General features: G+C 55.6%; 29 protein-coding genes and 1 tRNA gene. 20 read left to right on the forward strand and 10 right to left on the reverse strand.

From position 1 onward, the window contains the following. Nucleotides 1–9: 9 nt before the first annotated feature. The gene (locus WA922_RS00795) at nucleotides 10–423 is read right to left on the reverse strand and encodes an acyl-CoA thioesterase (protein ID WP_424769772.1); all 414 of its coding nucleotides are present in this window, start codon (nucleotides 421–423) and stop codon (nucleotides 10–12) included. 116 nt (nucleotides 424–539) lie between these two features. On the opposite strand from WA922_RS00795, the gene leuC reads away from it, so the two are divergent. The 8 genes from leuC to WA922_RS00835 all read left to right on the forward strand — a co-directional run bounded on the left by leuC (nucleotide 540) and on the right by WA922_RS00835 (nucleotide 5875). After that, entirely contained in the window at nucleotides 540–1973 is a 1434-nt protein-coding gene (leuC, locus tag WA922_RS00800) for a 3-isopropylmalate dehydratase large subunit (RefSeq protein ID WP_424769773.1), read from the forward strand. A 46-nt stretch (nucleotides 1974–2019) separates the two neighbouring features. Further along, on the forward strand, nucleotides 2020–2184 hold the full coding sequence (locus tag WA922_RS00805) for an isopropylmalate isomerase (protein ID WP_424769774.1): 165 nt from the start codon (nucleotides 2020–2022) through the stop codon (nucleotides 2182–2184). Beyond that, entirely contained in the window at nucleotides 2184–2804 is a 621-nt protein-coding gene (leuD, locus tag WA922_RS00810) for a 3-isopropylmalate dehydratase small subunit (protein ID WP_424769775.1), read from the forward strand. Before WA922_RS00805 ends, leuD begins: the two co-directional genes overlap by 1 nt. After that, a complete protein-coding gene (locus WA922_RS00815; RefSeq protein WP_424769776.1) occupies nucleotides 2801–3802 on the forward strand; it encodes an NADPH:quinone oxidoreductase family protein in 1002 nt (333 codons plus the stop codon). The genes leuD and WA922_RS00815 overlap by 4 nt, the downstream gene beginning before the upstream one ends. A 72-nt stretch (nucleotides 3803–3874) precedes the next feature. Further along, nucleotides 3875–4198 carry a DUF1476 domain-containing protein gene (locus tag WA922_RS00820; RefSeq protein ID WP_424769777.1) on the forward strand — a complete coding sequence of 108 codons (324 nt, stop codon included), beginning with the start codon at nucleotides 3875–3877 and terminating at the stop codon, nucleotides 4196–4198. Between the two features lie 4 nt (nucleotides 4199–4202). Beyond that, nucleotides 4203–4439 carry a BolA/IbaG family iron-sulfur metabolism protein gene (locus WA922_RS00825; protein WP_424769778.1) on the forward strand — a complete coding sequence of 79 codons (237 nt, stop codon included), beginning with the start codon at nucleotides 4203–4205 and terminating at the stop codon, nucleotides 4437–4439. 31 nt (nucleotides 4440–4470) lie between these two features. Further along, on the forward strand, nucleotides 4471–4800 hold the full coding sequence (gene grxD, locus WA922_RS00830; protein ID WP_424769779.1) for a Grx4 family monothiol glutaredoxin: 330 nt from the start codon (nucleotides 4471–4473) through the stop codon (nucleotides 4798–4800). A 289-nt stretch (nucleotides 4801–5089) separates the two neighbouring features. Further along, nucleotides 5090–5875, forward strand: a complete 786-nt coding sequence (locus tag WA922_RS00835) for an NUDIX hydrolase (protein ID WP_424769780.1) — start codon at nucleotides 5090–5092, stop codon at nucleotides 5873–5875. Nucleotides 5876–6338: 463 nt separating this feature from the next. Here the strand turns inward: WA922_RS00835 and WA922_RS00840 are convergent. Then, nucleotides 6339–6412: transfer RNA gene (locus tag WA922_RS00840), tRNA-Cys, on the reverse strand. 132 nt (nucleotides 6413–6544) lie between these two features. On the opposite strand from WA922_RS00840, the gene WA922_RS00845 reads away from it, so the two are divergent. Further along, complete coding sequence (locus WA922_RS00845) at nucleotides 6545–7324, forward strand: acyl-CoA thioesterase (protein WP_424769781.1); 780 nt, start codon at nucleotides 6545–6547, stop codon at nucleotides 7322–7324. A gap of 92 nt (nucleotides 7325–7416) precedes the next feature. Here WA922_RS00845 and WA922_RS00850 read toward each other — a convergent pair whose 3' ends face one another. The 5 genes from WA922_RS00850 to WA922_RS00870 form a co-directional block, all read right to left on the reverse strand. After that, nucleotides 7417–8223, reverse strand: coding sequence for a crotonase/enoyl-CoA hydratase family protein (locus tag WA922_RS00850; RefSeq protein WP_424769871.1), 807 nt, complete (start codon nucleotides 8221–8223; stop codon nucleotides 7417–7419). A 74-nt stretch (nucleotides 8224–8297) separates the two neighbouring features. Further along, nucleotides 8298–8783 (reverse strand): JAB domain-containing protein, encoded by a 486-nt coding sequence (locus WA922_RS00855; RefSeq protein ID WP_424769782.1) that lies wholly within the window; start codon nucleotides 8781–8783, stop codon nucleotides 8298–8300. A 425-nt stretch (nucleotides 8784–9208) separates the two neighbouring features. Beyond that, a complete protein-coding gene (locus tag WA922_RS00860; RefSeq protein ID WP_424769783.1) occupies nucleotides 9209–9553 on the reverse strand; it encodes a hypothetical protein in 345 nt (114 codons plus the stop codon). Between the two features lie 38 nt (nucleotides 9554–9591). Next, nucleotides 9592–10176: a helix-turn-helix transcriptional regulator gene (locus WA922_RS00865; RefSeq protein WP_424769784.1), complete on the reverse strand. Its 585-nt coding sequence runs from the start codon at nucleotides 10174–10176 to the stop codon at nucleotides 9592–9594. A gap of 100 nt (nucleotides 10177–10276) precedes the next feature. Beyond that, nucleotides 10277–11464 carry an LL-diaminopimelate aminotransferase gene (locus WA922_RS00870; protein ID WP_424769785.1) on the reverse strand — a complete coding sequence of 396 codons (1188 nt, stop codon included), beginning with the start codon at nucleotides 11462–11464 and terminating at the stop codon, nucleotides 10277–10279. 167 nt (nucleotides 11465–11631) lie between these two features. On the opposite strand from WA922_RS00870, the gene WA922_RS00875 reads away from it, so the two are divergent. From WA922_RS00875 to WA922_RS00900, 6 genes are all read left to right on the forward strand, one after another. Continuing rightward, on the forward strand, nucleotides 11632–13545 hold the full coding sequence (locus tag WA922_RS00875) for a PHA/PHB synthase family protein (protein WP_424769786.1): 1914 nt from the start codon (nucleotides 11632–11634) through the stop codon (nucleotides 13543–13545). A gap of 147 nt (nucleotides 13546–13692) precedes the next feature. After that, complete coding sequence (locus tag WA922_RS00880) at nucleotides 13693–14505, forward strand: phasin family protein (protein WP_424769787.1); 813 nt, start codon at nucleotides 13693–13695, stop codon at nucleotides 14503–14505. A 223-nt stretch (nucleotides 14506–14728) separates the two neighbouring features. Further along, the gene (gene clpS, locus WA922_RS00885) at nucleotides 14729–15073 is read left to right on the forward strand and encodes an ATP-dependent Clp protease adapter ClpS (RefSeq protein ID WP_424769788.1); all 345 of its coding nucleotides are present in this window, start codon (nucleotides 14729–14731) and stop codon (nucleotides 15071–15073) included. Between the two features lie 108 nt (nucleotides 15074–15181). Beyond that, nucleotides 15182–16420 carry an LPS export ABC transporter permease LptF gene (gene lptF, locus WA922_RS00890; protein WP_424769789.1) on the forward strand — a complete coding sequence of 413 codons (1239 nt, stop codon included), beginning with the start codon at nucleotides 15182–15184 and terminating at the stop codon, nucleotides 16418–16420. A 10-nt stretch (nucleotides 16421–16430) separates the two neighbouring features. After that, a complete protein-coding gene (lptG, locus tag WA922_RS00895) occupies nucleotides 16431–17528 on the forward strand; it encodes an LPS export ABC transporter permease LptG (protein WP_424769790.1) in 1098 nt (365 codons plus the stop codon). Continuing rightward, nucleotides 17525–18049 carry a GNAT family N-acetyltransferase gene (locus WA922_RS00900; protein ID WP_424769791.1) on the forward strand — a complete coding sequence of 175 codons (525 nt, stop codon included), beginning with the start codon at nucleotides 17525–17527 and terminating at the stop codon, nucleotides 18047–18049. The genes lptG and WA922_RS00900 overlap by 4 nt, the downstream gene beginning before the upstream one ends. Before the next feature lie 11 nt (nucleotides 18050–18060). On the opposite strand, the gene WA922_RS00905 is transcribed toward WA922_RS00900, so the two are convergent. Then, nucleotides 18061–19149, reverse strand: a complete 1089-nt coding sequence (locus WA922_RS00905) for a fatty acid desaturase family protein (RefSeq protein WP_424769792.1) — start codon at nucleotides 19147–19149, stop codon at nucleotides 18061–18063. Between the two features lie 187 nt (nucleotides 19150–19336). Here WA922_RS00905 and WA922_RS00910 point away from each other — a divergent pair, with 187 nt between their 5' ends. Next, on the forward strand, nucleotides 19337–20494 hold the full coding sequence (locus WA922_RS00910) for an N-acetyltransferase (RefSeq protein ID WP_424769793.1): 1158 nt from the start codon (nucleotides 19337–19339) through the stop codon (nucleotides 20492–20494). Between the two features lie 408 nt (nucleotides 20495–20902). After that, nucleotides 20903–21697, forward strand: a complete 795-nt coding sequence (locus tag WA922_RS00915) for a response regulator (RefSeq protein ID WP_424769794.1) — start codon at nucleotides 20903–20905, stop codon at nucleotides 21695–21697. Between the two features lie 49 nt (nucleotides 21698–21746). Here the strand turns inward: WA922_RS00915 and WA922_RS00920 are convergent, their stop codons facing one another. After that, nucleotides 21747–23405, reverse strand: a complete 1659-nt coding sequence (locus WA922_RS00920; protein ID WP_424769795.1) for a CHASE domain-containing protein — start codon at nucleotides 23403–23405, stop codon at nucleotides 21747–21749. A gap of 181 nt (nucleotides 23406–23586) precedes the next feature. On the opposite strand from WA922_RS00920, the gene WA922_RS00925 reads away from it, so the two are divergent. The 3 genes from WA922_RS00925 to WA922_RS00935 all read left to right on the forward strand — a co-directional run bounded on the left by WA922_RS00925 (nucleotide 23587) and on the right by WA922_RS00935 (nucleotide 25623). Next, nucleotides 23587–23751: a NepR family anti-sigma factor gene (locus WA922_RS00925; RefSeq protein ID WP_424769796.1), complete on the forward strand. Its 165-nt coding sequence runs from the start codon at nucleotides 23587–23589 to the stop codon at nucleotides 23749–23751. Then, nucleotides 23751–24359, forward strand: a complete 609-nt coding sequence (locus WA922_RS00930) for a sigma-70 family RNA polymerase sigma factor (RefSeq protein ID WP_424769797.1) — start codon at nucleotides 23751–23753, stop codon at nucleotides 24357–24359. Before WA922_RS00925 ends, WA922_RS00930 begins: the two co-directional genes overlap by 1 nt. 76 nt (nucleotides 24360–24435) lie before the next feature. Beyond that, on the forward strand, nucleotides 24436–25623 hold the full coding sequence (locus WA922_RS00935) for an AI-2E family transporter (protein WP_424769798.1): 1188 nt from the start codon (nucleotides 24436–24438) through the stop codon (nucleotides 25621–25623). 86 nt (nucleotides 25624–25709) lie between these two features. On the opposite strand, the gene WA922_RS00940 is transcribed toward WA922_RS00935, so the two are convergent. Then, the gene (locus WA922_RS00940; protein ID WP_424769799.1) at nucleotides 25710–26318 is read right to left on the reverse strand and encodes a superoxide dismutase; all 609 of its coding nucleotides are present in this window, start codon (nucleotides 26316–26318) and stop codon (nucleotides 25710–25712) included. Nucleotides 26319–26329: the final 11 nt, after the last annotated feature.

Raw genomic sequence — 26329 nt, forward strand, 5'->3', positions numbered from 1 at the left:
GCCGTAGCGTTATCTGCCAGTTGAGGAGCCTGAAGGGAAAAAGAACCTGGCCACTTCCTCCCCAATTCGCGCCGGACGCAGCGTTTCTGCATCAATGCAGCACCAGCTTGATTGTATCTCCGCCAGCACTTCCTCGCCGCGCAAAACCACGGTATGATAAAATGCCCGCGCGCCTTTGGTACTTTCCAGCACAGTACGCGCGATCACATCATCTTCAAGAAAAGCAGGTTTGCGGTACGTGATCTCGTGCTTTAGCGCGACCCATGCGCGGCTCGCCACTGCATCTGCCGGGGCAATATTGCGCCAGTGGGACAGCACCGCATCCTGAACCCAGCCCAGATAGCGGGCATTGTTCACATGCCCCATAAAATCGATATCGCTGGGCAGGATCGTGATCGGAAAAGTGTAGGGCGCTGCTGACATGCATGTTAGTTAGGCACGCAAAGGTTTCTATACCATGACACAATTTTGATAAGTATGAGATCACTTGCCACTGTTGCCAATTCGCCGCTAAATCAGGCATCTGAACAGGGACGAAGATGGCCAGCAAACCGCGTAGTTTATACGAAAAAATCTGGGACGCTCACGTGGTGGAAACCCGCGATGACGGGACCAGTCTGATATTTATCGACCGGCATCTGGTACATGAAGTGACCAGCCCGCAAGCCTTTGAGGCGCTTCGTCTGGCTGGCCGCCCCGTGCGCCGCCCTGATCTGACGCTGGCGGTGCCCGATCACAATTTGCCGACCACCCCGCGGCTCGATGCGGCCGGTAAGCGCATTGCGATTGCTGACCCGCAAAGCGCGGCACAATTGGCCGCCTTGGAAGCCAACGCGCCCGCTTTCGGGATTCGCTACATCGATGCCAGCGCGGCGGAACAGGGCATTGTCCATGTTGTCGGGCCGGAACAAGGCTTCTCCCTGCCCGGCTCCACCATCGTCTGCGGCGATTCGCATACGGCGGCGCATGGCGGCGTGGGCGCGCTCGCTTTCGGAATTGGCACGAGCGAGGTTGAGCACGTGCTCGCCACGCAGACATTGCTGCTCAAACGCTCCAAAACGATGGAAGTGCGCGTGACCGGCGCGCTGGGCCACGGGATAACATCCAAGGATCTGATCCTGCATATTATCGGCGTGATCGGCATGGCGGGCGGCACCGGCCATGTGATCGAATATCGCGGAGATGTGTTTGAGAAAATGAGCATCGAAAGCCGTCTGACGGTGTGCAATATGTCAATTGAAGCGGGCGCGCGCGCAGGGATTATTGCCCCTGATGAAACAACCTTCACCTATCTCAAAAACCGGCCACTCGCACCCACAGGCGAGAACTGGGACCGCGCGGTAGAATGGTGGAAAACGCTGCATAGCGACGAGGGCGCACGGTTCGATACCATCGTTGAAATCGACGCGGGCGACATCGAACCCACCGTAACATGGGGCACAAGCCCGGAAGACGTATCACCGATTGGCGGGGCCGTGCCCGATCCGGCCAGCTTTGCCGATAAATCCAAACAGGAAGCAGCCGCCAAAAGCCTTGACTATATGGGGCTGACACCAGGCCAAAAACTGTCCGATGTCGAAGTGCAAAACATCTTTATTGGCAGCTGCACCAATAGCCGCATCGAAGATTTACGCGCCGCAGCGGACATTTTGCGCGGGCGCACTAAAGCAGCGAACGTGAAATGGGCGATTGTCGTCCCCGGCTCCGGTCTCGTCAAAAAGCAGGCCGAAACAGAAGGGCTGGATGTGGTGTTCAAGGATGCCGGCCTCGAATGGCGCGAACCCGGCTGTTCGGCTTGCCTTGGTATGAACCCCGACAAAGTCCCGCCGGAGGAACGCTGCGCCTCCACCAGCAACCGCAATTTTGTGGGCCGCCAGGGCCCCGGCGCGCGCACCCATTTGATGAGCCCCGCAATGGCCGCCGCCGCCGCCGTAACGGGCCGCCTCACCGATGTGCGCGAATTGGTAAAATAGAGCAATTCTGCTTGCGCACAGCGGCGCGGGATACCATTACCAGCCCATGACAAAGAAACTTCCTGACACACTGGGCGGCAAAGCGGCGATGGCCGGTGCCGCGATTGGTTCTGCCGCGATTGCTGCAGCTCTGCTTTACGCTACCAACCGCAAGAAAAAGACTGCCCCACCGCCAGCACCGCCCAGCGGTGAAGCGCCGGAAACCGATTGATGCAGCCAGTCAGCAGCGTTGAAGGCCGCGCCATTCCGTTCGGCGCAAAAAATGTCGATACCGATGTGATTATCCCGGCGGCATGGCTCAAAACGATCAGCCGCGACGGTCTGGGTAAGGGTGCGTTTCAAACCATCCGCAAAAATCCCGATAATATCTTCGACAGTGCGGAATTTTCCGGCGCGCCGATCCTGATTGCGGGGGATAATTTTGGCTGCGGATCGAGCCGCGAACATGCCGCATGGGCCTTGCTCGATCTGGGTATAACCGTGGTCATCGCGCCGAGTTTCTCGGACATATTTGCCGGAAATGCGTTCAAGAACGGTATTGTCACGGTTGAATTGCCGCTGCATCAGATCGACCGGTTGATGGAAGTCGCGCAGACTGATCCGGTCACTGTCGATCTGGAAAGCCAAACCGTCACCACACCATTTCAGGACCGTTTCACTTTCGAAATGGACCCGTTCCGCAAGCATTGTCTGCGCGAGGGCCTCGATGAAGTTGGCCTTACGCTTGCACGCGATACAGCTATTGCAGATTACGAAGCGCGTCAGGCAGATCATCTGCCGTGGCTCGCGCAAGCAACAGTTCCTGTCCAAGGAATGGGGGAAACCGCATGAAAGCATTATTGTCAAAAGAGGTGGGCGGGCCGGAAACGCTCGTGGTGGAAGATATTGCAGAACCGGTCGCTGCGGCCGGTGAGGTGTTGATCAAAGTGGCGGCCTGCGCGATCAACTTCCCTGACACGCTGATTATCCGCGACATGTACCAGTTCAAACCGCCCCGCCCGTTTTCTCCTGGCGGGGAAATTTCGGGGACAATCGAAGCACTGGGTGACGGTGTCGAAGGCTGGAAAGTCGGCGATAAAGTCCTCGCCGGCGTTGGCAGCGGCGGCCTGCGCGAGAAAATCACTGCGCCCGCTGCGTCACTGTTTCGCGTGCCCAATTTTGTCGAATTGCCGCAAGCTTCTGCGTTGCTCATGACTTACGGTACCACCATTCACGGACTGAAGGACCGCGGCAACATCAAGGCGGGCGACACAATGCTTGTACTGGGTGCGGCTGGCGGGGTTGGCCTGTCGGCGGTGGAGCTCGGCAAAGCCTATGGCGCGCGCGTTATTGCCGCGGTTTCGACCGAGGAAAAAGGCGAAGTCGCACGCAAGGCGGGGGCCGATGAAGTGGTGGTCTACCCTCGCGCTCCGTTTGATAAGGACACGTCCAAGGCGCTTGCCAAAGCTTTCAAGGATGCAGTCGGGCCAAATGGTGCGGACATTGTCTATGACATTGTCGGCGGCGATTATTCAGAACCTGCCTTGCGCGCCATTGCTTGGGAAGGCCGTTTTCTGGTGGTCGGCTTCCCCGCCGGGATCGCCAAAATGCCGCTCAATCTGACTCTACTGAAAAGCTGCGATATTCGCGGCGTGTTCTGGGGCGCGTTTACCGCGCGTGAGCCGCGCAAGAATGAAGGCAATATCGCTGAGCTGTTCCGCCTATGGAAAGAGGGCAAGATAAACCCGCTTATCAGCGAAACCTATCCGCTGGACCGCGCGCATGAAGCCATCGCAAAACTGGAATCGCGCGGCGCGATCGGCAAGCTGGTTGTCACAATGGATGGCTGACCGTATTATCGCGCAGCCAAAAACTCCGGCCAACGCGCCTGTTTCCAAAAGCGTTCAAAATAGGAACTATTGATGACCGATTTTTCAGACCGCCAGAAAGGCGAAGAAGCCAAATTCGCTTTTGATGAAGAAAATGCATTTAAAATCGCCGCGCGGCGCAATCGTTTGCTTGGCCAGTGGGCAGCAGAGAAAATGAATCTGACCGCCGAAGAAACTGATGCCTATTCCAAGGCGGTCATGCAGGCCGATTTTGAAGAAGCGGGCGATGAAGACGTGATCCGCAAATTGCATGGCGATCTGATCGCTGCCGGGATTGAGATTGACGAAACCGGTGTCCGCGCGGCTCTGGCGCAATATACCATAGAGGCACGCCGCCAGCTGATGAGCGAGTCCTGATAATATGCCCATGTCAGGCCCAGATATCCAGGAAATGATCACGTCGGCCATTCCAGGCGCGGTGGTTGAGATGACCGACCTTGCTGGCGACGGCGATCATTGGGCGGCCAAAGTCACAGCGCCCGAATTTAAGGGTAAAAGCCGCGTGCAACAGCACAAGATGGTCTATGATGCTTTGGGCGGGCGCATGGGCGGTGTACTGCACGCCTTGCAACTCAGCACTGCAGTGCCCACCTCCTGACCAGTACAAGAATAAGCGGAACCCAAGAACTATGTCAGATGCAAACGCCCGTATTTCCGAAGTCGTAACCGGCAATGATGTTGTCCTGTTTATGAAGGGCACGCCTCTGTTCCCACAATGCGGATTTTCCAGCAAAGCCGTTTCGATCCTTGATCACTGCGGCGTGGCCTATGAAAGCGTCGACGTGTTGCAGGATATGGAAATCCGCCAGGGCATTAAAGTCTATTCTGACTGGCCGACCATCCCGCAGCTCTACGTCAAAGGCGAATTTCTCGGCGGCAGCGACATCATGATGGAAATGTTTGAAGCGGGTGAGTTGAAACAATTGCTGGATGACAAGAACGTCGCCAGAGCGGAATAAATTTGCAGGGCGTTTCGCTGTCTTCAATGTAACATAAAAGCCCGCCCAATAATTGGGCGGGCTTGTTAGTATTTTAGAGGAGGCGGGGCCCGGAGACCGGTAGGCCCCGCCTTCATGTCGAAGACCAATAAGACACGATAACTGTTGCAAACCATGTGCCAACTTCACGGCAGCGCCATTTTTCGCGGTACTCGATGGTTAATAACGGTTAAACAGTCTATCCTGATGTAAAAACATCCGACAGGTTTACGTCTTGGCAATACCGCAACGCTGCGCCACATGTGCCGCAATGACCGATATGCCAAAAGATCCATCGCCCGAGGGTATTCCCGCAGCCACCGTAGTAATTTTCCGCAAAGCCAGAAACGGGGGCCCGCCAGAATTGCTGATGGTCACCCGATCGCGTTCTATGGCGTTTGCAGGCGGCGCAGCCGTGTTCCCTGGCGGCAGAGTCGATGATGCGGATTTTAAACTGGCGGACTCGCTGGGAAGCACTTTGGACCCAGTTGAGGCTGCACATCGCGTGGCCGCCATCCGCGAAACGCTGGAAGAGACCGGTCTTGCCATCGGCATCACCGGCACCGTCGATGCGGGGCGCGCCCGCGCTGCACGAGAATTGTTGAAGCACGAGGCCGCATTCGCACCGGTTCTAAGAGCGATGGACTGGACTCTCGATCTTGACGCCGTGGTGCCTTTCTCCCGTTGGTTTCCCAAGAATGAAAAGCTTCCCCGCGTATTCGACACCCGGTTTTACCTTGCCGATCTCGGCACTGGCGCAGTCGATATCGAGGTTGATGCGACCGAGAACAGCAAACTGTACTGGATTACCGCGCAAGGCGCGCTTGATGCGGCGGAATCAGGCGATTTGACCATCATTTACCCCACGCGCCGCAATCTGGAACGATTGGCGCAATTCCCGGATTTCGCTGCCGCGCAGAATGATTGCGCAACGTACCCCGCCAATATCATCACGCCATTTTTTGCCGAGCGCGGCGGACGGCGCTGGCTATGCATCCCTGACAATCTGGGATACCCTGTGGATGGTGAACCCGTTGATCGCGTGTCTAGGGGCTAGGCACCAGTGTAAGCGGGCACTCCGGTTTCCGTCAGAATGAAGCCCGCAAGTGGTTGCCTGAATGTAATAGCGATACCGAATTGCGTGAGCGTTTCGCGCGTAAAGCCGTCCCATGACCAGCCAACAGCGCCGTTTCCCAGCCAGTGGATGCTCGACGGATATTCAGCAGGTAGTCAGAAAAATAACGATGATACAGTACGACAGACCAGCTTTTGCACCATTTACCAAAACAACAGGTCTCATCAGACCCTTCCACCGTAAGAATATCAGGTCTGGATTTTCAGAGCATCGAGCTAAGAGAGCGGCTCAGGACTGCTAGAGGTTGAAGCTAGCTCAAGAGAACAAAAAGTCTTTCAGCGGCTTGGCCTCACCTAAAGATGAAAGCGCGTACTTCAACAGAGCAGTTTTGATCGCAATCCCAGGAAGTTGCTAGACTCGATCTGTTCTTAGAATACGCAACCCGTGGAGGCCCGAGCCGGAATCGAACCGGCGTGCACGGTTTTGCAAACCGCTGCGTCACCACTCCGCCATCGGGCCTTCGGGGTAGGTGCAAGCGCCTTCTAGCGACATTTTCCTAACTGGCAATCCGAATTTTCGGTAATCCCGGCTGCGCCGTAATGCGCAATCTGCCCGGCTGACGAATGATAAAACTTTGGATAGGAGTGCCGTATGAGCGTAGCCAACCTGACCGATCCGATCACCGCCAAAGGGGGCGACGTGATCCTGGAAAATGCACAAAGCTGGATGCAGGGACGGACGCTATATGGCGGGGCCTCGGCATTGATTGCGTATATTTCGGCTATTAGGGCTTTCCCGCAACTGCCGCCGCTGCGCGCGGGCCAGATCGGCTTCGCCGCGCCAGTCGGGCGCGCATTTGCAGTGCATAGTGAAATCATCCGTCAGGGACGCAGTGTGACACAATTGCGCAGCGAAATAACATGCGGCGGCAAAGTCGCTCTAACCGCATTGTGGCTTTTTGGTACCGGCAGGGAAGCCAATGCGGTCCATACGGGGACAGCGCACATCCCCGGTGCTGGCCGTCCGGAGGACGCACTGCCCGCCGATACATCCCGCGCACCTGAATTTCTGAAATGCAACTATGATACGCGTTACACGCCGGAACGAAGTGGCGTGGGCGAGCCGGTTATACGGCGCTGGACCCGGCTCAAGGATAAAGGCGACCTCGACCCGGTTTCCGAACTGATTCTCGTCGGGGATACCATGCCGCCATCCGCAATGCGGATTATGCAGCGGCCGGGTCCGATCAGTTCGATCAACTGGTCTTTCAATGTACTCGACACGCACCCTGCCACCCGCGACGGATGGTGGCTGGCTGAAACAGCCAGCGACCATGCAAATGAAGGATATTCGAGCGAACGGTTGCGGCTTTGGAACGCTGACGGCAAACCGATGCTGTCGGGCATTCAGGCAGTGGCGATTTTTGGTTGAAGCGAAGGGTCAGGACCCGTCACTGCCGACCCCCTTACACACTTGTAAATTTGACGCCGCACCTGCGGGATTAGGAGGTCCACACCCTAAAATTACACGTCTTCAAAATTGGCGGCACGTTTTCCCATTCCCGCCATTACCGCTTCAATCTGGTTTTTGGTCCGCATGATGGCGTGCTGCTCAAGGCTCTCTTCCATGAGCAAGGTATCACCATTTTCGTCGGCCATCTTGTTGTGGAGCCGTTTTGCAGCCCGAATTGCATGCGGATTGCGATTGGCGATTTCTGCCGCAATCGCTGTTGCGCGGGCAATCGGATGTTCATCCACAAATGTAGCGAGGCCATACTCCAGCGCCTGCGCGCCCGAAAACTGGCGATTGGTATAGACGAGCTCGCGCAAAATATCGTCGCGCACCAGCCCGCGCCACAATGCGTATCCGCCCATATCAGGCACCAATCCCCATTTCAGTTCCATAATCGCCATCCGCGCGTCAGGGCTGGCAATGCGTATATCCGCGCCGCTGGCGATCTGGATACCGCCGCCAAAACACACGCCGTGGATCGCGCAAATAACCGGAACAGGTAGCTTGCGCCACACTGTGGCGACCTGCTGAAACTTATTCGAATCGCCATAGGTGCGCTCGGTTAGTTCGGGCTCATCCGGCGCCGGTTCACGGCCGAAGCTGGAGGTATCGAGCCCGGCGCAGAAGCTCGTCCCTTCGCCGGAGAAAACAACTGCGCGCAGCCCCTTCATGGAATGGAGCGCCTGCCCCGCCTGAATAATGCGTTCAAACATTTCAGGATCAAGAGCGTTCATCTTATCGGGCCGGGTCAGCCGGACCTGCGCCACACCGTCACCCGCAAGCTCAATCGAAACCCGGTCATTCGTCTGGAAGTGCATATCATTTACCCGATTAAAAAACGTTACAGGAAGACGTACCAATTCAGACATATCTGTCCAGAGCCTGATCCATATTACACTATCGCGCCAGCCCGCATCGAATAGCATTGGCAATGCGTGACCACGAGATGATCAATGACATGAAGACCGACGAGATCAGCGGCTTTTGCGACCCTCCGCGTGGCATAGATGTCATTATCGCTCGGCCAGCAGTTTCCGGACGGGTGGTTATGGACCATCAAAAACGAGGATGCTCCGATAATAAGCGCACGCCGCAAAAGGCAGGGCAAGTCCAGCTCAACCGTCGATATATCGCCCCATCCCACTTGCTCATCTATCAGATAATCTCCGCTCTCATTGCAGAAAACGATGAGCATACTCTCGACAGCATTAGCGCCCAGCCGCGACTGGAGAAAACCGTGCATGCGCTTATCGGCCAGAGAGACGATGACATTGTCTGTGCGGTCTAGGGTATTCGCTGACTGTCGGGGGTGAAGATCGAAAAAGTCCTCCATGATCGGTAGCTGCCGTGCCGGCTTTCGCGCCGGTAATGCAGCCATATCCCGAGCCCGAGGATGAAAATCTGCAAATAGGATGGCCCTGCGAACATTATCACATAAGCCAGTGGGGATATCGCATCGCTCATACCCCAACCGAGGTGCGAGAACACTACGATAATTTGTAAGCCAGCTAGCCATAACGTGTACATTCTGTTCGCATAGATTGCGATTATGATGAAAATTACCGCCACCACCGTATCGATCAATAACAGCCCCCAATCGAGCGATTGAAGCATGCTGTCGACGTCAAAAAAGTGACTGTAAGTTTGAAAAATCACGAACAGGCCAAGCATCGTGAGCGAAGATGCTTTTTCCGGGCCACTGCCGATTTTGAAAGCTGCAATCAGGCAAGCCAGTAGGACCGCGTCGAGGATGAGGCCGCGATAGCTATTCCAGATCTCTATCGCGGCCAGTGTGTATCTCTTTTACAGGTTTTCAGCATCCAGTGCCAAGCCATCGGCCTGCAGGGCAGAGGGCTCTAGTTCCGTGATGACATTTTCGCGATCCGCGTGGACTTTCGCCACTTTGCTCAATTCGCTATGCACGCGCAAGAGGCTTGTCGACATGGTCATGGCTTGTTGTTCGGCCTGAGTCAGGCGCAAAATCGCGCGCTGTCCCGTGTCAACCGGGATATTGGGATTTTGACGGGCCATCAACATGGCCTGTTTGAGCTTGGCGCAGGCAAGCATCGCCTCGTCAGACAAGGCTTCAGCTTCGCGGACAAGCTTTTTGATCTGTAGTGCGTCGGAATACATTGCAGGCGTCATCATACAATCTCCTGTGGGCCACTGACCCAAAGAGCGATCGCCTAAGGGTCGTTCATTTCCGTGTTCAAGGAGGCTTTTCCGTCCAGTACCTCGCTCACAGTGACTGCGGCCGCCACGACTAGGATCACAGCTGCAACAACACCAAACGCAATGCCAAGCATCGCCCCGAGCCGGGAGAGAACGGCATATCTGCCATCCATTATGTGTGGGACGACCACCGGCTCCCGGGGCTTGTCCCGAGATGCATCGATGAGGACGTGATGCACATCAGAAAAAGCAATCTTGCCGGGGCCGACCCGATGTTCCTGATCTGGGAAAATCGGATCGTCGGGCAGCTGAGACTTTCTGTATAGAGATTTACTATAGGGGTTTTCAAAGCGCGGACCGGCGGCGTCAAAGTTTGATTTTGTCTTTGTTTTTGTTGAAGAAACAGCCCGGTACCGATCCACCAGCTCGCTCATATTTTCGCACTGGAATTTGTCCTTCAACGTGCGAATGTGCTGGTTGATCCGCGCTTCCGACAGTCCAAGATCCGCTGCAATCACCTTGATCGGTACGCGTCTGTCCACCCGTTCCAGCACATCGCGCTGGCGGTTTGTCAGCTTAGGAGAAGCTACCACACTCATATGGTCCCTATTATCCTCATTGAGGTTAAGTAAAATATCGCCGATCAATAATCAATAAAGATGCAGGTGTTTACTATCATCGCGATCATATCGCCAAAGTCTACTTTACTCCGCGCGAGGTCAAATACCGTTTCACATTGCGGGCGGCTTGCCTCAGCCGCTGTTCGTTTTCGACCATCGCAATGCGCACAAAGCCTTCGCCTTCCTCCCCATACCCAACGCCTGGAGCGACGGCGACTTCGGCTTCGGTCAGCAATTGTTTTGAAAATTCCAGGCTGCCCATGTCTTTCAGCGCGGGCGGCAGCGGCGCCCAGGCAAACATGGAGGCCGGCGGCGGCGGGATATCCCAGCCCGCCCGGCCAAATGCCTCAACCATGACATCGCGGCGCTTTTGATAGAGCTGGCGATTGCTTTCGACGATATCCTGCGGCCCATTCAAGGCGGCGCAGGCAGCCGCCTGGATCGGAGTGAAAGCACCATAATCGAGATAGGATTTTACGCGGGACAGAGCAGCGATCAAGGCAGTGTTGCCAACTGCAAACCCCATCCGCCAGCCTGCCATCGAATAGGTCTTGGACATCGAGGTAAATTCCACCGCAATGTCTTTCGCGCCTGCCACCTGCATGATTGAGGGTGTCGGATTGCCGTCAAAATATAGCTCAGAATAGGCAAGGTCTGACAATACCCAGACCTCATTCCTCTTTGCCCAGGCAACAAGACGCTCGTAAAATTCCAGGTCAACCACTTCAGCTGTCGGGTTGGAGGGATAATTGACCACCAGCACGCTGGGCCGCGGCACAGTAAAGGCCATAGCATTATCGAGCGCGCGCCAATATTCCTCATCCGGGGTTGTCGGCACGGCGCGAATTGTCGCACCGGCGATTACGAAGCCAAAAGTATGGATGGGATAAGACGGGTTAGGCGCCAGGATAACGTCGCCAGGGGCGGTAATCGCATTGGCCAGGCTGCCCAGCCCCTCTTTTGACCCCATCGTCACGACAATTTCGGTATCAGGATCAAGATCTACCCCGAACCGCTGATAATAGTAATTGGCTTTCGCTTTACGCAGTCCGGGGATGCCGCGCGACTGCGAATATCCATGCGCTGTCGGTTTTTGTGCCACTTCGCATAATTTATCAATCACATGCTGGGGCGGCGGTTGATCGGGATTGCCCATACCCAGATCGATGATATCCCTTCCCTCCTGCCGCGCGGCCGCCCGCATCGCATTGACTTCTGCGATGACATAGGGGGGCAAACGCTTCATGCGATAGAAGTCGGTATTCATAGAATCCTCGGTCTTTACTAGGCGAAATCGTATCCAGAACTGGCAAATCACCGGTTTCCGGTTTCGGACCTATCCTAGCTGCGCTACAATCGTGCAAGCAGCAAATCCACGCCGCACCGTTTATGGTGCAGATTATACATTCGCTTCATTCCAAAAGTAGGATCATCATGGCAAAAGACGATCATTCTTCTTCCGCTTTCACGGCAGGTCCTCTCGCCGATATGCTACGCATACAGACCGAAGCGGCGCGACAAGCGTTCGGCGGACTAGAGGCGCCGTTATCTGTCTTTGAAAGCCCGTTTCCAAACGCAGAGACCCGGTTTGAAACACCGTCCGAGACGATGGCGGAATGGACCAGAGTAAGTAACACGTTGCAGAAAATGTGGCTGGACTATCAATCGGAACACGCCCAATCGGCTGATCCCCGCTTGGCCATAGTGGACCCGGCAGAATGGTATGGCGCGATGCAAAACTGGTATCGCCAGATGCCCATTTCAGAACCCGAGGCGCAAAAGCAACTGTGGCAGGACAGTCTGGAATTGTGGCAGACAGTGCTCGGCCGATACGGGATTGGACCCGGCGCCTTGAAAGAACAGGAGGCCGATCTTCCGCGTAAGGACCGGCGCTTTGCAGACCGTCGTTGGAACGACCAGCCTGCCTTCGCTCTTATCCATCAAACATACCTTCTCGTATGCGAGCGGTTGCACACGATGGTGGACGAGATTGAGGGCCTGGACGACAGCAAGCGCGCGCAAATGCGGTTTGCCACCCGCGCTATGGCCGAAGCGATGAGCCCCGCCAATTTCCCCGCGATGAATCCGCTGGTGCTGGAGCGGACGCTGGAGACCAGAGGAAAGAACCTGGTGATCGGCATGGAAAACCTGCTGGCCGATCTCAAAAAAGGGCAGCTGACCCATACTGACCCCGAAGCGTTCACGCTGGGTGAAAACATCGCCGTTACGCCCGGCAAGATCGTGCATGAAACCCCGCTCTATCAGCTTATACAATACAGTCCGGCGACGAGCCGTGTAATGGAAACGCCGCTGGTGATTTTTCCGCCTTGGATCAATCGCTATTACATACTCGACCTAAATCCGAAGAAGAGTTTCATTCGCTGGGCGGTTGAGCAAGGCGTGACGACTTTTGTGGTCAGCTGGAAATCTGCTGATGCCAGCATGGCCGATGTTACGTGGGACGATTATATCCGCGCGCAGTTGGATGCGATCAACCATATTCGCAAGCGGTTGGACGTACCCTCGGTTCATACAATTGGCTATTGTGTTGCCGGAACGACACTGGCGGCGACGCTTGCAATCTTGCATGAGCGCGGCGAGCAGGACCATGTAAAAAGTGCAACATTTTTCACGGCTCAGGTTGATTTCGCTAAGGCTGGTGAACTGCTGCATTTCATCGACGATCAGCAATTGTCGGGGATTGAGAAGCTATGCAGCGAGGGATATCTTGACGGCCGCTATATGGCCGCGGCGTTTAACCTGCTGCGCGGGCCTGACCTTATCTGGAATTACTGGGTCAATCATTATTTGATGGGTGAAAGCTACCCTGCGTTTGATCTGCTGCACTGGAATGGAGATGTCACCAACCTGCCGGCCAAATGGCATCAGGAATATCTGCGCGATCTGTACCGCGATAACAAATTGGTGACGCCCGGAGCGATGCAAGCAGACGGCACTGCGATTGATCTGCGACGCGTGAGAACCCCGTCTTACGTCCAAGCAGGCAAAGAAGATCATATCGCACCAGCCGAAAGCGTGTGGGAAATCACCAATCATTTTACCGGTCCGGTGCGCTTCGTCTTGGCCGGGTCGGGCCACATTGCTGGCGTCGTCAATCCGCCGGGATCAGGCAAATATCAATATTGGACAAATGATGCAGACGCACGCTCGCTAGAAGAATTCAAAGCAGGTGCTACCGAAACGGCGGGAAGCTGGTGGCCCGACTGGATCGACTGGCTGCGCGGTCAAGAGGACACGGAAATTCCCGCCACCGGGAAACGCAAGCCCGGGGGAAAAGGAGACCGCATTATCGAAGATGCCCCCGGCCGCTATGTTATGACGCGCTAATTCCTTGCCAACACCATGTAATGAAACGGTATTTCGTATCTATGCTGCGCTGCACAAAAAATGCTTGACTTTGCAGCTGCCATAGCTATTTTGTGCAGTGCAACATAAAGGTGCATGGCGCACATTAAGAAGCGAGAGAGTATCACTATGGCTACCAATGCTAGCAAAATCGATGCAGCCGCTGAAAAGGCTTACGCTGAAGCTGCGGCCAAAAAAACGGAAGCGAAGCCGGTCACTGATGATGTCAGTATCAAAGCGATCGCAGAAGCGGTAGAAGCGGACAAACCTGCCGAAGCTGGCAAGCCGGCTAGTGCCAAGGCGCCGACGAAAAAAGCGGCTGTCAAGAAGCCCGCCCGTAAAGCCGCCGTCAAAAAAGCTGCACCGGCGAAGAAAGTCGCCGCAACCAAGAAAACTGCCGACAAGACGGCATCGGCTAAACGCCCCACATCGAAGCGTAAGCCGATTGCTGAAACCCGCACTACATCCACTAAGGAAACCATTATGACAAAAGCACAAGACAAGGCCGCAAACCTGGCATCACAAGCAAAAGCCCAAGCCCAGGAAAGCATGGCTGACATTCAAGCCCGCGCGAAAACCGCTTTCGACAAAAGCAGTGAAATTGCCAATGAAATGGGCGAATTCACAAAAGGTAACGTCGAAGCCGTTGTTGAATCAGGCAAGATTCTGGCGGCTGGCATGCAGGACATTGCCAAGAACTACGTCGCTGACGGCAAAAATGCCGTTGAGACCATGACCGCTGACGTGAAAGAAGTTGCTGCGGTGAAATCGCCAACTGAATTCGTTCAGCTGCAAAGCAAGATCGCGAGCCGTAACTTCGACGCGACTGTTGCAACATTCTCGAAGAACACCGAGACTTTCGTGAAGCTTGCCAACGATGCTTTTGCACCGATCTCTGGACGCATGAGCCTGGCGATGGAAAAAGTCCGCAAAGCCGCATAATTTCCGACTTTGGGGGTGGCATTAGCTCAGGCTGAAACAGCCCTCCCTTACGGCCAGACATAAAAACGGGCCCTGCGGTGTTACCGCTGGGCCCGTTTTTTATGGATTTTGCGCTTTTCGAGTGCAATCAACGCAATAGCCCCCTTGCGGATGCACCGGCGCTTACGATATTGTTCAAACAATGAAGACCGCTATCTCCCTTTCCAACAGCGACTGCGCCCCCATGACTGCCGCTGGCCCCCCCCCAGATAAGAATGGCGGAAGTGATGATGAGGGGCAAACCGGTGTCGCCACCAAAGTCAAAACGAAACCCAAGAAGCCCAGCCAGTACAAAGTTTTGCTGCTGAATGATGATTACACGCCGATGGAGTTTGTGGTCGCGGTTCTTAAAAACTTCTTCCGTATGGATTTGGAACAGGCAACCCGCGTCATGCTGCATGTTCATCAAAAGGGTGTCGGCGTATGCGGTGTGTTTCCCTACGAAGTTGCCGAAACCAAAGTTAATCAGGTGATGGATTTCGCTCGCGAGAACCAGCATCCTCTGCAATGCACTCTGGAAAAGGCCTGAACCGTCAGTCACCCGGTACGGTCATTTTAGCCGACGGGGCATGACGTTCTGCAAATTTGCGGCTAAGAGTTATCCATAATGCATTAAAGCGAGCCGGATTGCGTCAGCGTGTTCAATTTCATTCCTGCCATTGACCGCTACATATTGCGGCTTGTGATCGTCCCGATGTTGGGCGTGTTCACTCTTGCGGCCTCGCTGCTGATCCTCGATAAGATGCTGCGCTTGTTTGATTTTGTCGCGGTCGAAGGCGGCCCGGTCGGCGTCGTGTTCAAAATGCTGGGCGCGTTGATCCCTGAATATGCCAGCCTTGCAATCCCGCTTGGATTGCTGCTCGGTATTTTGCTGGCGTTTCGCAAATTGGCAACGTCGAGCGAACTTGATGTGTTTCGCGCGGTTGGGCTCGGTTATGGGCGGCTGCTACGCGGCCCGTACCTTATCACCGCAATTCTGATGGCGGTAAATGTCGCTTTGGTGTTCTATGTACAGCCGGTCAGCCGGTATTATTACGAACAGCTTGAATATGAATTGCGCTCCGGCGCGCTGGGTGCCTCAATCAAAGTGGGCGAATTCACCACGCTGAAAGACCGCGTGGCATTGCGCATAGATGAAAGCCGCGAGGATGGGCGCCAATTGATCGGCATATTTGCCCGGGCCCAGAATGAGCAAGGCCAGGTGCTGTCCATTACAGCGCGCGAGGGCAACTTTCTCGCCACCACCGACAGCCCGGACACTATAATTCTGCGCCTGACTGACGGAACCATAGTCCAGCAAACCGGAGGCAAGGATGCGAGCCCCCGCGTGCTCAGCTTCACCCGGCACGATTTGCCCATCGATTTCCCGCGAATAGAGGAATTTCGCGAACGCGGCGATGCGGAGCGGGAATATATTCTGCCCGAACTGGTGCAGATCGGCTGGTCAGATAATGCCACCGAAGCCAAACGCGACGCCAGTCAGGCCAGTTTCAACTTCCGGCTGGTCGAGGTGGTGATGATGATCCTGATGCCGCTGCTTGCTGTGGCATTGGCCATACCGCCAAAACGATCATCGTCTGCTTTGGGGGTGTTTGTGTCGATTGTGATGGTGGTGGCCTATCACAAGGTCAACCAATATGGGGAAGATATTGCCGCATTGGGCAGCGTGGATCCGGTCATCGCCTTGTGGGGGCCTTTCTTCATGTTCGGTGTTTTGATAATCTGGATGTACTACCGGGTTGCGTATGTTCCGGGCGGACAGGCAATTGGCGCATTGGAAACCGCTTTCGGCAAGTTTGCAAAAATGATCGGGAATCTGTTCCGCCGGAAAACGCGCAGCGGCGATACTGATACCGCGCTGGCACCGGCGGAATAGAGCGCGGGTCATGCAGCTAGACTTCTTCCCCTCGCGCACGCTCACGCTGTATCTCGCGAAACTGTTCGTCATGCGCATTATTGCAATGCTTGCAGTCCTCGTTCTCGTGCTGATGGCGCTCGATCTGCTGGGCAGCACCGGGAAAATTCTCGCCGTAGAGGGCAATGGCAGTCCTGAATTGTGGAAATATGTCAGCCTGCGGATCCCGCAGTTAATATCGCGGTTCCTGCCCTATTCGGTACTGCTTGCAACATTGATTACGCTGGTCACGCTCAACCAAAATAGCGAAGTGATCGCGATGAAAGCGTCAGGCCTGTCCGCCCACCAGGTTCTGGCGCCACTGCTGCTGACTGCGCTGATTGTCGCTGGCTTGAGCTTCGCATTTAACGAAAGTTTTGTGACCAAGGCCAATGCCGCGTTGAAAGCATGGGAGGGCGCGGATTACGGCCTCATCCCCGAGGAAGAGGGCACGCGGACCAATGTATATTTGACCGATGGCGCGAATATCATGACAGCCGCAACGCTGAGCGGTTCGGGTAATGATATCACAATGACGGGCGTCACATGGTACAGCCGCGCGCCCAATGGCATGCTGTCCGAACAAATCACTGCCGAAACCGCAACCTTCGCGGATCCAGGCTGGCGATTGGACGATGCAGAACGCTTCAACGTCGCGGCTGCTGATTCGTCTGTGGCCGGCACACTCGTGGTTGGTCAAGGGCTGACTCTGGCGCAGATAGAGCTTGATAGTGTCGATGCGGATGGTCTGGGTTTTTTTGAGTTATCGCGTTCAATTGACGCATATGAGGCGGCGGGCCGCCGGACGAGCGAATTGCGCGCGAAATGGTGGCACAAACTGGCTGGGCCGCTCTCGGCATTTCTGATGCCATTGCTCGGCGCGGTGGCAGCATTCGGCCTGGCCCGATCGGGGCAATTATTTGTCCGTGCGGTTATTGGCATGGCATTGGGTTTCGCATATTTCGTGGTCGATAATGCAGCGTTGGCAATGGGCAGCTTTGGCGGGTATCCGCCCTCACTCGCCGCCTGGGGACCGTTCCTGCTGTTTCTGTTTATCGGTGAAAGCGTCCTCATTCGGACCGAGGAATGACCGCTGACAGCTGGTCATTGCGGCTCGCGCACATAGATGACGCCGATTATTTACCCGCGATCGAACGGGCGGCGGGACAGCTCTTGGCAGGCGAGCCTGACCTTGCCGCTATTGATTTCAACGACGTGTTGAGCGCCAAAGAGCAGCGCGGCTTCATCGCTAAGGGGCATTGTCTGGTCGCCTGTGCGGGGGAGGACATCGTTGGTTTTCTGGCCAGCCAACCATTCGGACGCGAATTGCATATTTGGGAAATGTCAGTGCTTCCCGCATTCCAGCAGCGGGGCATTGGGGCCGGATTGCTGCGCGCATGCATCATCGATGCCAAGAATAGCGGTTTTGCCGCAGTCACTCTCACGACGTTCCGCGATATTGCCTGGAACGCCCCTTTTTATGAAAAGATTGGCTTTGCGACTATTAGTGATTTGGCTGCGCATCCCCGCTTAGCCAAAAAAATCGCACACGAAGCCAGCCAAGGTCTGCCGCGTGACCGGCGCTGCGCGATGATCTGTTTCACAGGCTAGATATGCGCTGCCTAGCGCGGGCGCATAGTGCTGCGGGCAATGCGGCCAACCAGAGTGAACATACCGCTGTGATTGGCACCGTCATATGTTGAGCCAGTACCCAAATGGGCAGCCAGCCGGCGATGCGCCTCCGGCAGAGAATGATACGGCATGCTCGGCAACAGGTGGTGCAATGCATGATAGCGCAGACCAACCGGTGCCCAGATTTCCGCCAAAAAGCCGGGTGGCGGAACATTTACCGAATCGAGATATTGCGCAGTGACGGTCATTGCTTCCCCGTCATTTTCCCACAAATGCGCCACCAATGTGCGCAACTGGTTAAGCACTGCCGTAAGCGAGAAAATCGCCAGAGCGACCAGCAACGGTTTCCATCCCCACACAAAAATACTGGCAATCAGCGCCCATGACCAGACAGTCCCCAGCACCTCTTGCCAAAATACGCGGCGCTTCAGATCACCTTCGGGGGGACGGCGCCGGAATTGCGGGTTGATGGATAGCGCAGACGCCCGCTCCCACACCAGTTTGCGCGCCGGCGGGATGATCGCGCCAAGCGGAACCAGTACGGCAAATCGGAACAAAAATGCAGGCGGTGCTAGTACTGCGATCACCACAAACAGGGGCAGCGACCACGGCTTCATCAGGGCCAGCGGCAGATATTCAGGGTCCTCCACAGTACCATAGCGCGTGCGCGCATGGTGCAATGTGTGTACCCCCTCATACATATAGGATGGCGTCAGCATGATGATCCCGACCAGAAGGTTCCACGCCGTACGAAAGCCTGGCAAAGCATTTTTATGCAGGTGGGAAATCTCGTGAATAAACAACAAAGCGCGGTAGAGAAAGAGTGCTGCAACCACGCCCAGCAACACCGCGACAACTGTGTTTTCCACCAGTATGGCACCCGCAATCGCCCCGTATCCGGCCGCCGCAGACCCCAACATGTCCGCCCAGTAAATTCCTGCGCGCGCTTCTGAGATATCTTTCGTAAGGTCCCGTGCTGCGCGCAGCATAGCCTTATCATCAGCAATCGGATGACGCATCGATACGGTATTTTCAATGCCAGCATCGGGCACAGTGGGTATCGTCTGTTGCATATTCATAACATCAAAGTCCGTGAGCACTCTAGCTGCTTTCTCATCATCATAACAGCCTCTACCGGTAGAACGTTCCGCCGCCTGCAAGGCCACCGATGTCGCAGCGTGTTTCTTGACAAAACTCGGTCAACATACGCAGAGCCGTCCGCAGTCTAATGAACCCTGAACAAGACAGCGAGCGAAGAGTTATATCGTGTCAGACGAGCAAATAATCATTACATCTGCAAACAGCAAGGCGGAGCGTGCTGCGTTTGTCGATCTTGGCCGCCGTTTTTCTGCTGCCACGCCGCATAGCGTGCCGCAATTGCGCAGCGAACAGATGGAACTGGTCGATCCGGCTAAAAACCCGTTTTTCGAACACGCCCGGGTGCAGCTGTTCATCGCGCATCGCGCGGGGCGAGCGGTAGGCCGTATCTCTGCGCATATTGATGAGCTCGCTTTGGACTTACCAGAAAAGCAAGGGTTTGGCCCGGGCACCGGGATGTTCGGATATTTTGATGCCGCGGATGAATCGGTTGGGCATGCCCTGCTGGCGAAAGCCGAGGGATGGCTACGCAGTGAGGGGATGATCCGCGTGCTCGGCCCAATCAGCATGTCGATCTGGGAAGAACCAGGCCTGCTTACTTTTGGCCATGACCATCCGCCGATGATCATGATGGGGCACCACCCTGCACATTATCAGGGCTGGATTGAAAATAATGGTTACACAGTCGCAAAGCGCCTGCTGACTTACGAACTGGATATAACTCGCCAGTTCCCGCCTATTGTACAGCGTGTGATCGCGGCGAGCCAAAAGTCCGGAAAGCTCACCTTACGCTCCGCTGATAAACGTCGATCTGCCGATGAAATGCGCATCATCCTCGATATTCTTAACGATGCCTGGTCAGGGAATTGGGGCTTCGTACCCATTACCGACCGCGAAATCGCCCATGCCACAAAGAAACTGAAGCCGCTCATTCATCCCGAACTTGTCAAAATCATCGAACTTGAAGGCAGACCGGTGGCGTTCATGATGACACTGCCCGATATCAATGATGTCCTAAGCGAGATTGATGGCAAACTGCTGCCGTTTGGCTGGTTGAAATTGCTTAAATGGGCGCGCAAACCAATGGGTAGCGGTATGCGCGTTCCGCTGATGGGCGTATTGAAAGAGTTTCATGGCACCCGCATGGCCAGTGCGATGGCTTTTCTGCTGGTCGATTCCATCCGCCGCAACGCTGACGAAGTGTTCCATTCAAAACGCGGGGAAATTGGCTGGATATTGGAAGATAACCAGGGAATGATTGCCATTGCCGATATGATTGGCAGCACGATCAACAAGGAATATCTGATTTACGAGAAAAGCCTGTGATGCGTTCCGTCCGGGACCAGCCAAAACGCCCAAATATAACCCCAAAGCATCGCTGGGCTTGCGGGTTATGTACAGACAATTAAGAGGCCTCCATCTCACTGAGAGATAGAGGCCTCGGGATCATGTCACTATCGCTTGGACGGGAGGGGGGTCTCGATAGTGACACACGCTTAATGCGCGTGATGACTGGTGGTTCCCGCAGAGACCATTAAATTTAAACTTTTTTATACGGCTTTGTTTCGAATGCGCTTTTATTGGAATTTACAAACCAATCCAATTATATAAACAGCCCGTATGTCGGGCGATTAGTGTTGCAAAAACTGGAACTATCCCTGCATCAATCCGTTGCCTAGTCGGTCTGATCGAAGACAATCCTCGATACCGCCGTTTAATAAGGAATTTTCGCCCATGTCGCTTGGTCAGCAAGTTGCCCAACATCTTCCATTCCTGCGCCGCTATGCGCGCGCGCTGACCGGTTCCCAAACCACCGGAGACGCATTTGTCAGCGCAACCTTAGAAGCCGCTCTTGCAGATAATGACCTTAAAGCATCACTCTCCGCTGGCCGCGTACCGTTATACACGGCATTTAACAAAGTCTGGTCCAGCGCCTATCTGGAGGTCGAAGGTCCCTCTGATGCCGATAGCGAACACGAAGCCGCCGCGCAGGACCGGCTGCGGCAGGTCACCCCGCTCAACCGGCAGGCTTTGCTGTTGACCACGCTGGAAGATTTCAGCATTGATGAAGCAGCCAAAATCATGGATTTGGCGCCGGACGATGTCCAAAATCTGATCGCAGAGGCGGTCACAGAGATCGACAAGGAATCGGCAACCCGCGTGCTGATTATCGAAGATGAGCCGCTTATTTCGATGCAGCTTGAAGATCTGGTGACCGGATTGGGGCACGAGGTATGCGGCACAGCAGCCACACGCACGCAAGCGGCGGAATTGGCCGCGTCTACATCGCCGGGTCTGGTCCTGGCTGACATTCAGCTTGCTGACGGCTCGTCCGGTCTGGATGCGATCGACGATATTCTGGCGATTGACGCCATGCCGGTTATCTTCATCACTGCCTATCCCGAGCGGCTGCTGACCGGAGACCGGCCTGAGCCAACTTATCTGGTAACGAAACCATTTCAGGAAAGCACAGTGAGAACAGCGATCAGCCAGGCTTTGTTTTTCGGATCGAGCAAGCCGCTCGGCTGACTTTATGCCACAACTGCCAGTATCGGCCCCGGTCAGCTAGCCGCGCCGCTTATCGCAGCCGGCTGGCCCGGATCGCGAAATCGCTTGGCTGGCGCAGCGGTACTGTCAAGGTGCAGCGCACGCCGGCCGGGTCAAACACCAGATCGACCGGATGGCTCAACTCATGCGCCACAATCTTTTCGATCAAATTGATGCCAAAACCCGGTGTCCGTTTTGCGGGTATTTCCGGACCGCCGCTTTCCTGCCATTCCAGCCGCGCCAAGCCCTCGCTTGGTACCATCCACTGAATGCTGACCCGTCCGCCGCTCTGGCTCAGCGCGCCATATTTTGCGGCATTGGTCGCCAGCTCGTGAATTGCCAGACCGAGCGATAAGGCATCGTTTGGCGCGACTTCCACGTCCGGCCCGTCCAACACAACCGCTGTGTCTTTGCCCTTTGCATAAGGTGCCATTTCTGCGCTGATCAAATCACGGATGGGGGTGGTTCCCCAATCCGATTGGGTCAACAGATCATGCGTTGCCGACAATGCCCGGATACGGCCATCAAGACTGTCAGCGAAACTATCCAGCGACTTCGACCGGCGGCGGGTTAGTGCAATTATCGACAGGACATTAGCGAGCGTATTCTTGACCCGGTGATTAAGCTCTCGCGTGAGCGAATTGCGGATTGAGTTTTGTTCCTCGAGCCATTCGAGCGATGCCCGATCCTCAAGCGCCTGGCGGGTCAGCAAGCGCGCGACCACAATAAGCAGACTGGCAACCAGCATCCCGAACAGCAGTGTCAGCATTGATAATGCCGATAAAGAATTTCCGCGTGCGGATTCGACTTCGAGGATAAACACGCGGTTTGCCACAGTTACCGGCTCGGTCACGGTAACATCGGTTTTTTGCGCCGGTTCAAATTCCGCCAGAAGCAGGTCTGGTTCATCGAAACCATCATATAGGCGCAGCCCCTTGCCGCCGCGCGTTTCAAGCTCCAGCGCGGAGGCAAGAAACTCCTGCGCATTAAAAGGGCTGTAAACGAACCCGATCGGCGGGGCGGCAGAAATTCCTTCTGCGAATACAGGCATGTAAATAATGAAGCCAGCGGCGTCTATGCCGCCCTCCTGAACCAGAACGAGTTTGCCGGTGGACATCGGCCGCATCGTCTCACGCGCCGCATCTATCGCTGCCCGGCGGACCGGATCTGAATACATATCATATCCGCTTGCGCGCCGGTTGCGCTCTGTATCGGGCCGCAAATATGTTACCGGCACCACGCTGTCAGCGGACGCTGAACCGCTTGGGAAGACCTTGATTGTCTGTCCTGTTCTCTCAAAATACGATGCTTCAAAGCTGGGCGTCTCATTGGCGCGGAGCAGTTCAGCCCATCCCAGCCCGTCGGACCCGCGATAATCTGAATCCACCTGGATATTTTCAACAAAGCGGTCAAACAGTTCCGGTGTCACTTGGCCGCTCGTGCTAAACAGCGCAGCTCCCGCGCGCAGATAGGATGCTGTGGTGCCGCCCCGCCGTTCGAGGGCAGAGGCTACGGCTTGCGCGCGTTCGCGCAGTTCGGCGTGCTCGCGCTGGTGCTCGCCGCGCTCAATCGCAAATACGCTGAATCCGGTGATCGCGGCTATTAGCAGGAATATCGCCACGGGAACCGCACGCGGAAAGTCCATTAACAGACGGCGAGCGCGGCGTTCACTGGTATTGGACTGAGCCACGCGGACCTTTCTGCTGTTGGCGGGACCTGCAATGCTCCCTTAATTAAATAGTTGTATGGCGAGCGCGATATACTTGCCGGTGTTGAAGGGAACAAAACTCGCCAGCCTTCGTTCCCTTTCCAACAATATAATGTATGCATGCAGCACGATGGGCTGACAGATTTTGATTTGGCACAATGAAATGAACAATAAATCCCCTGATAATGAGCTCCCCCACGACCGAGGCGCCGAGCAGCAACAGCCTGAATGGGCTAACGGATTACGCCAGCTCTACAATTCGGTGGTCGATGAGCCGCTCCCTGACAGCTTTAAGGACCTTCTATCCAAACTGGACGATAATTCCTGATGGCGGAAAGCAAGCGGACGCCCGCTGAAAAGGCAGATTTCAAGAGGGAGCTGACCGGCGTTGTCCCGCATCTGCGTGCATTCGCGCGCGGGCTGTGCGGCAGGCCGGATATGGCCGACGATCTGGTGCAGGAAACAATGCTGAAAGCATGGGCAGCGCAGGAACGGTTTGAACCGGGCACGTCGATCAGGGCGTGGACTTTTGTAATCCTGCGTAATGCGTATCTCACCGACATGCGCCGGAACCGGTTCCGCGGAGAATATGACGAGGGTGTGGCCGAGCGGATATTGACCGCCCCTGCTGGACAGGAGGAACCGATCCATCTGTCCGATATGCATCGGGCGCTGCTGACCTTGCCCCCGGAGCGACGCGAGGCCTTGCTTCTGGTGGGTGCCGGCGGTTTTTCTTATGAAGAGGCCGCCAGCATTTGCGGCTGCGCGGTCGGAACGATTAAAAGCCGTGTTGGCCGTGCACGGGCGACGCTATCTTCCATGCTCGAAGACGGTGACATTCCGCAGCGTTCGGTCGATGACGTTCGCGCCCACCGTGCCATTCTGCAAGAGCTGGACGACGTGGCTGCTGGTAACGGTCTGGCAACAAAAGTGTAACGCGGCCGCCGTGCTGCGTCGCAAACGTGCCATAGCCGTCTTGCCCTTGCGTCGGATCGTCGCCAGATAGGGCGTTATGAACGGGGATCAACCATCTTCAAAAATCGGCCGCATTGCCCGGAACGGGCGCAGCAGCAAGCGTATGGCGTTTGCGCAGCAGGAATTGCGCCTGATATCGGCTCTTGTTCTGTTGCTCGGTCTCGGCCTGTTTTTCGCCTTACCCTTCGTCCTGTCGATCGGCTCGGTGGTTTTTCTGCCGGTCACCACGGCCATCGTCCTGACGATAATCCTGTCACCGCTGGCTGATAGGCTTGCAGGATGGGGCGCGCCCAATGTGTTGGCGTCCTTTGCGGCGCTGCTGATTTTCTTTGCCATATTGCTGCTCGCCCTCACTCTTATCCTGCAACCGGCGGTCGATCTGTTTGACCGCGTCCCGGAAATGGCGGAGCGCGTGGGTGAGCGGTTTGGTGAACTGCAAGATGAATTCGCATGGGTTGCTCTGGCAAATGAGCAACTGACGCTGCTGATGGGTCAATCGGGCGCGACTCAGGTCGTCCTCGCCAGCCCGTCAGTGATACAGCAATTGGCATTCGCAACGCCGAGCCTGTTGATCGAGGTCCTGCTCACTTTATTGATGACCTATTTTATGATCCAGGGGCGGGTGAGCTTACGCCGCCACCTGCTGTTTGACCGCGCAAGCCACGGAACCAGCATCAAGGCCGCGCGCGTGATGCGCGAAGTGCAGGACCGCGTGGCCGCCTATATTCTCACCGTGGCGTGGATCAATGGCTGCGTGGGTGTTGTGGTTGCTCTCGGCGCATGGATGCTGGGCGTCGATGCGCCGGTAATGTGGGGCGGATTGGCGGCGATGCTGAATTTCCTGCCATATATCGGTCCGCTGGTCATGACTTCTTTGCTGACCTTGTTCGGGATTGGTACTGCAGAAACACTGGTCCTCGGCCTTATACCAGCCGCCGCCTATCTCGGCTTGCATACGGTCGAGAGTAATGTGGTCACGCCGTCCATTCTTGGCGCGCGGTTCACGATGAACCCGGTCATGATCCTGATCGCGCTAAGCTATTTCTCATGGATCTGGGGCGTGTTCGGCGCGTTGCTATCCGTGCCCATACTGCTGATGCTGACCGCATTTTTTGATCATGTCGGGAAGCCCAATCTGATCGGCTTTGTATTTGGCGAACCCTTATTCGCCGCAAATCTGATGGATTTGGGATCAGAAGAACGGCTGCCTGATCGCGGCCCTTAGGCGCGCGGTGGGCCCCGTCATAACGCGCATAAAACAGCCTGCCACGCAGTGAAGCGGGGCAGGCTGTTTTGCGTCAAGTGAAGAATTTAAGCGTATTGCCAGGTGGTGCCGCGGGCAAGATTTTCCGACGCGAACGCCCAGTTCAGCTTCTCGTTAATTACCGCCTTCAAATAGGCCGGACGCGCATTCTGGTGATCGAGATAATAGGCGTGCTCCCACACATCGACCGTCAGCAGCGGGTTGAAATCACTATCCGCCAATGTGTCACCATCATGCGTTTCCTCGATCGATAGCTTGCCGCCTTTCTCTGCAAGCCAGACCCAGCCGCTGGCAAAGTGGCCCGCGCCGCGATCTGCCAATTGTGTCTTCAGCTCTTCGACCGATCCAAAGGCTTCGTTGATTTTCGCCAGCAGTTCATCCGACGGCGCCGTCGTTTCAGGTGTCATAGAATGCCAGTAGAATGCATGATTCCAGGTCTGGGCAGAATTGTTAAACAGCCCCTGATTGGAACCACGCGATGCAGCAATGATGTCTTCCAAAGATGCATCCGCATGCGCAGTGCCTTCAATCGCGGTGTTGGTCTTGTCGATATATGCCTGATGATGCTTGCCGTGGTGAAACGACAATGTCTCAGCTGAAACGGCCGGTGCCAGTGCAGTGTCTGCATAAGGCAGAGCGGGTAATGAAAAAGCCATGATAACTCCCT

Origin of the sequence: Pontixanthobacter sp. (assembly GCF_049682855.1) — a bacterium.
GTDB lineage: Bacteria > Pseudomonadota > Alphaproteobacteria > Sphingomonadales > Sphingomonadaceae > Pontixanthobacter.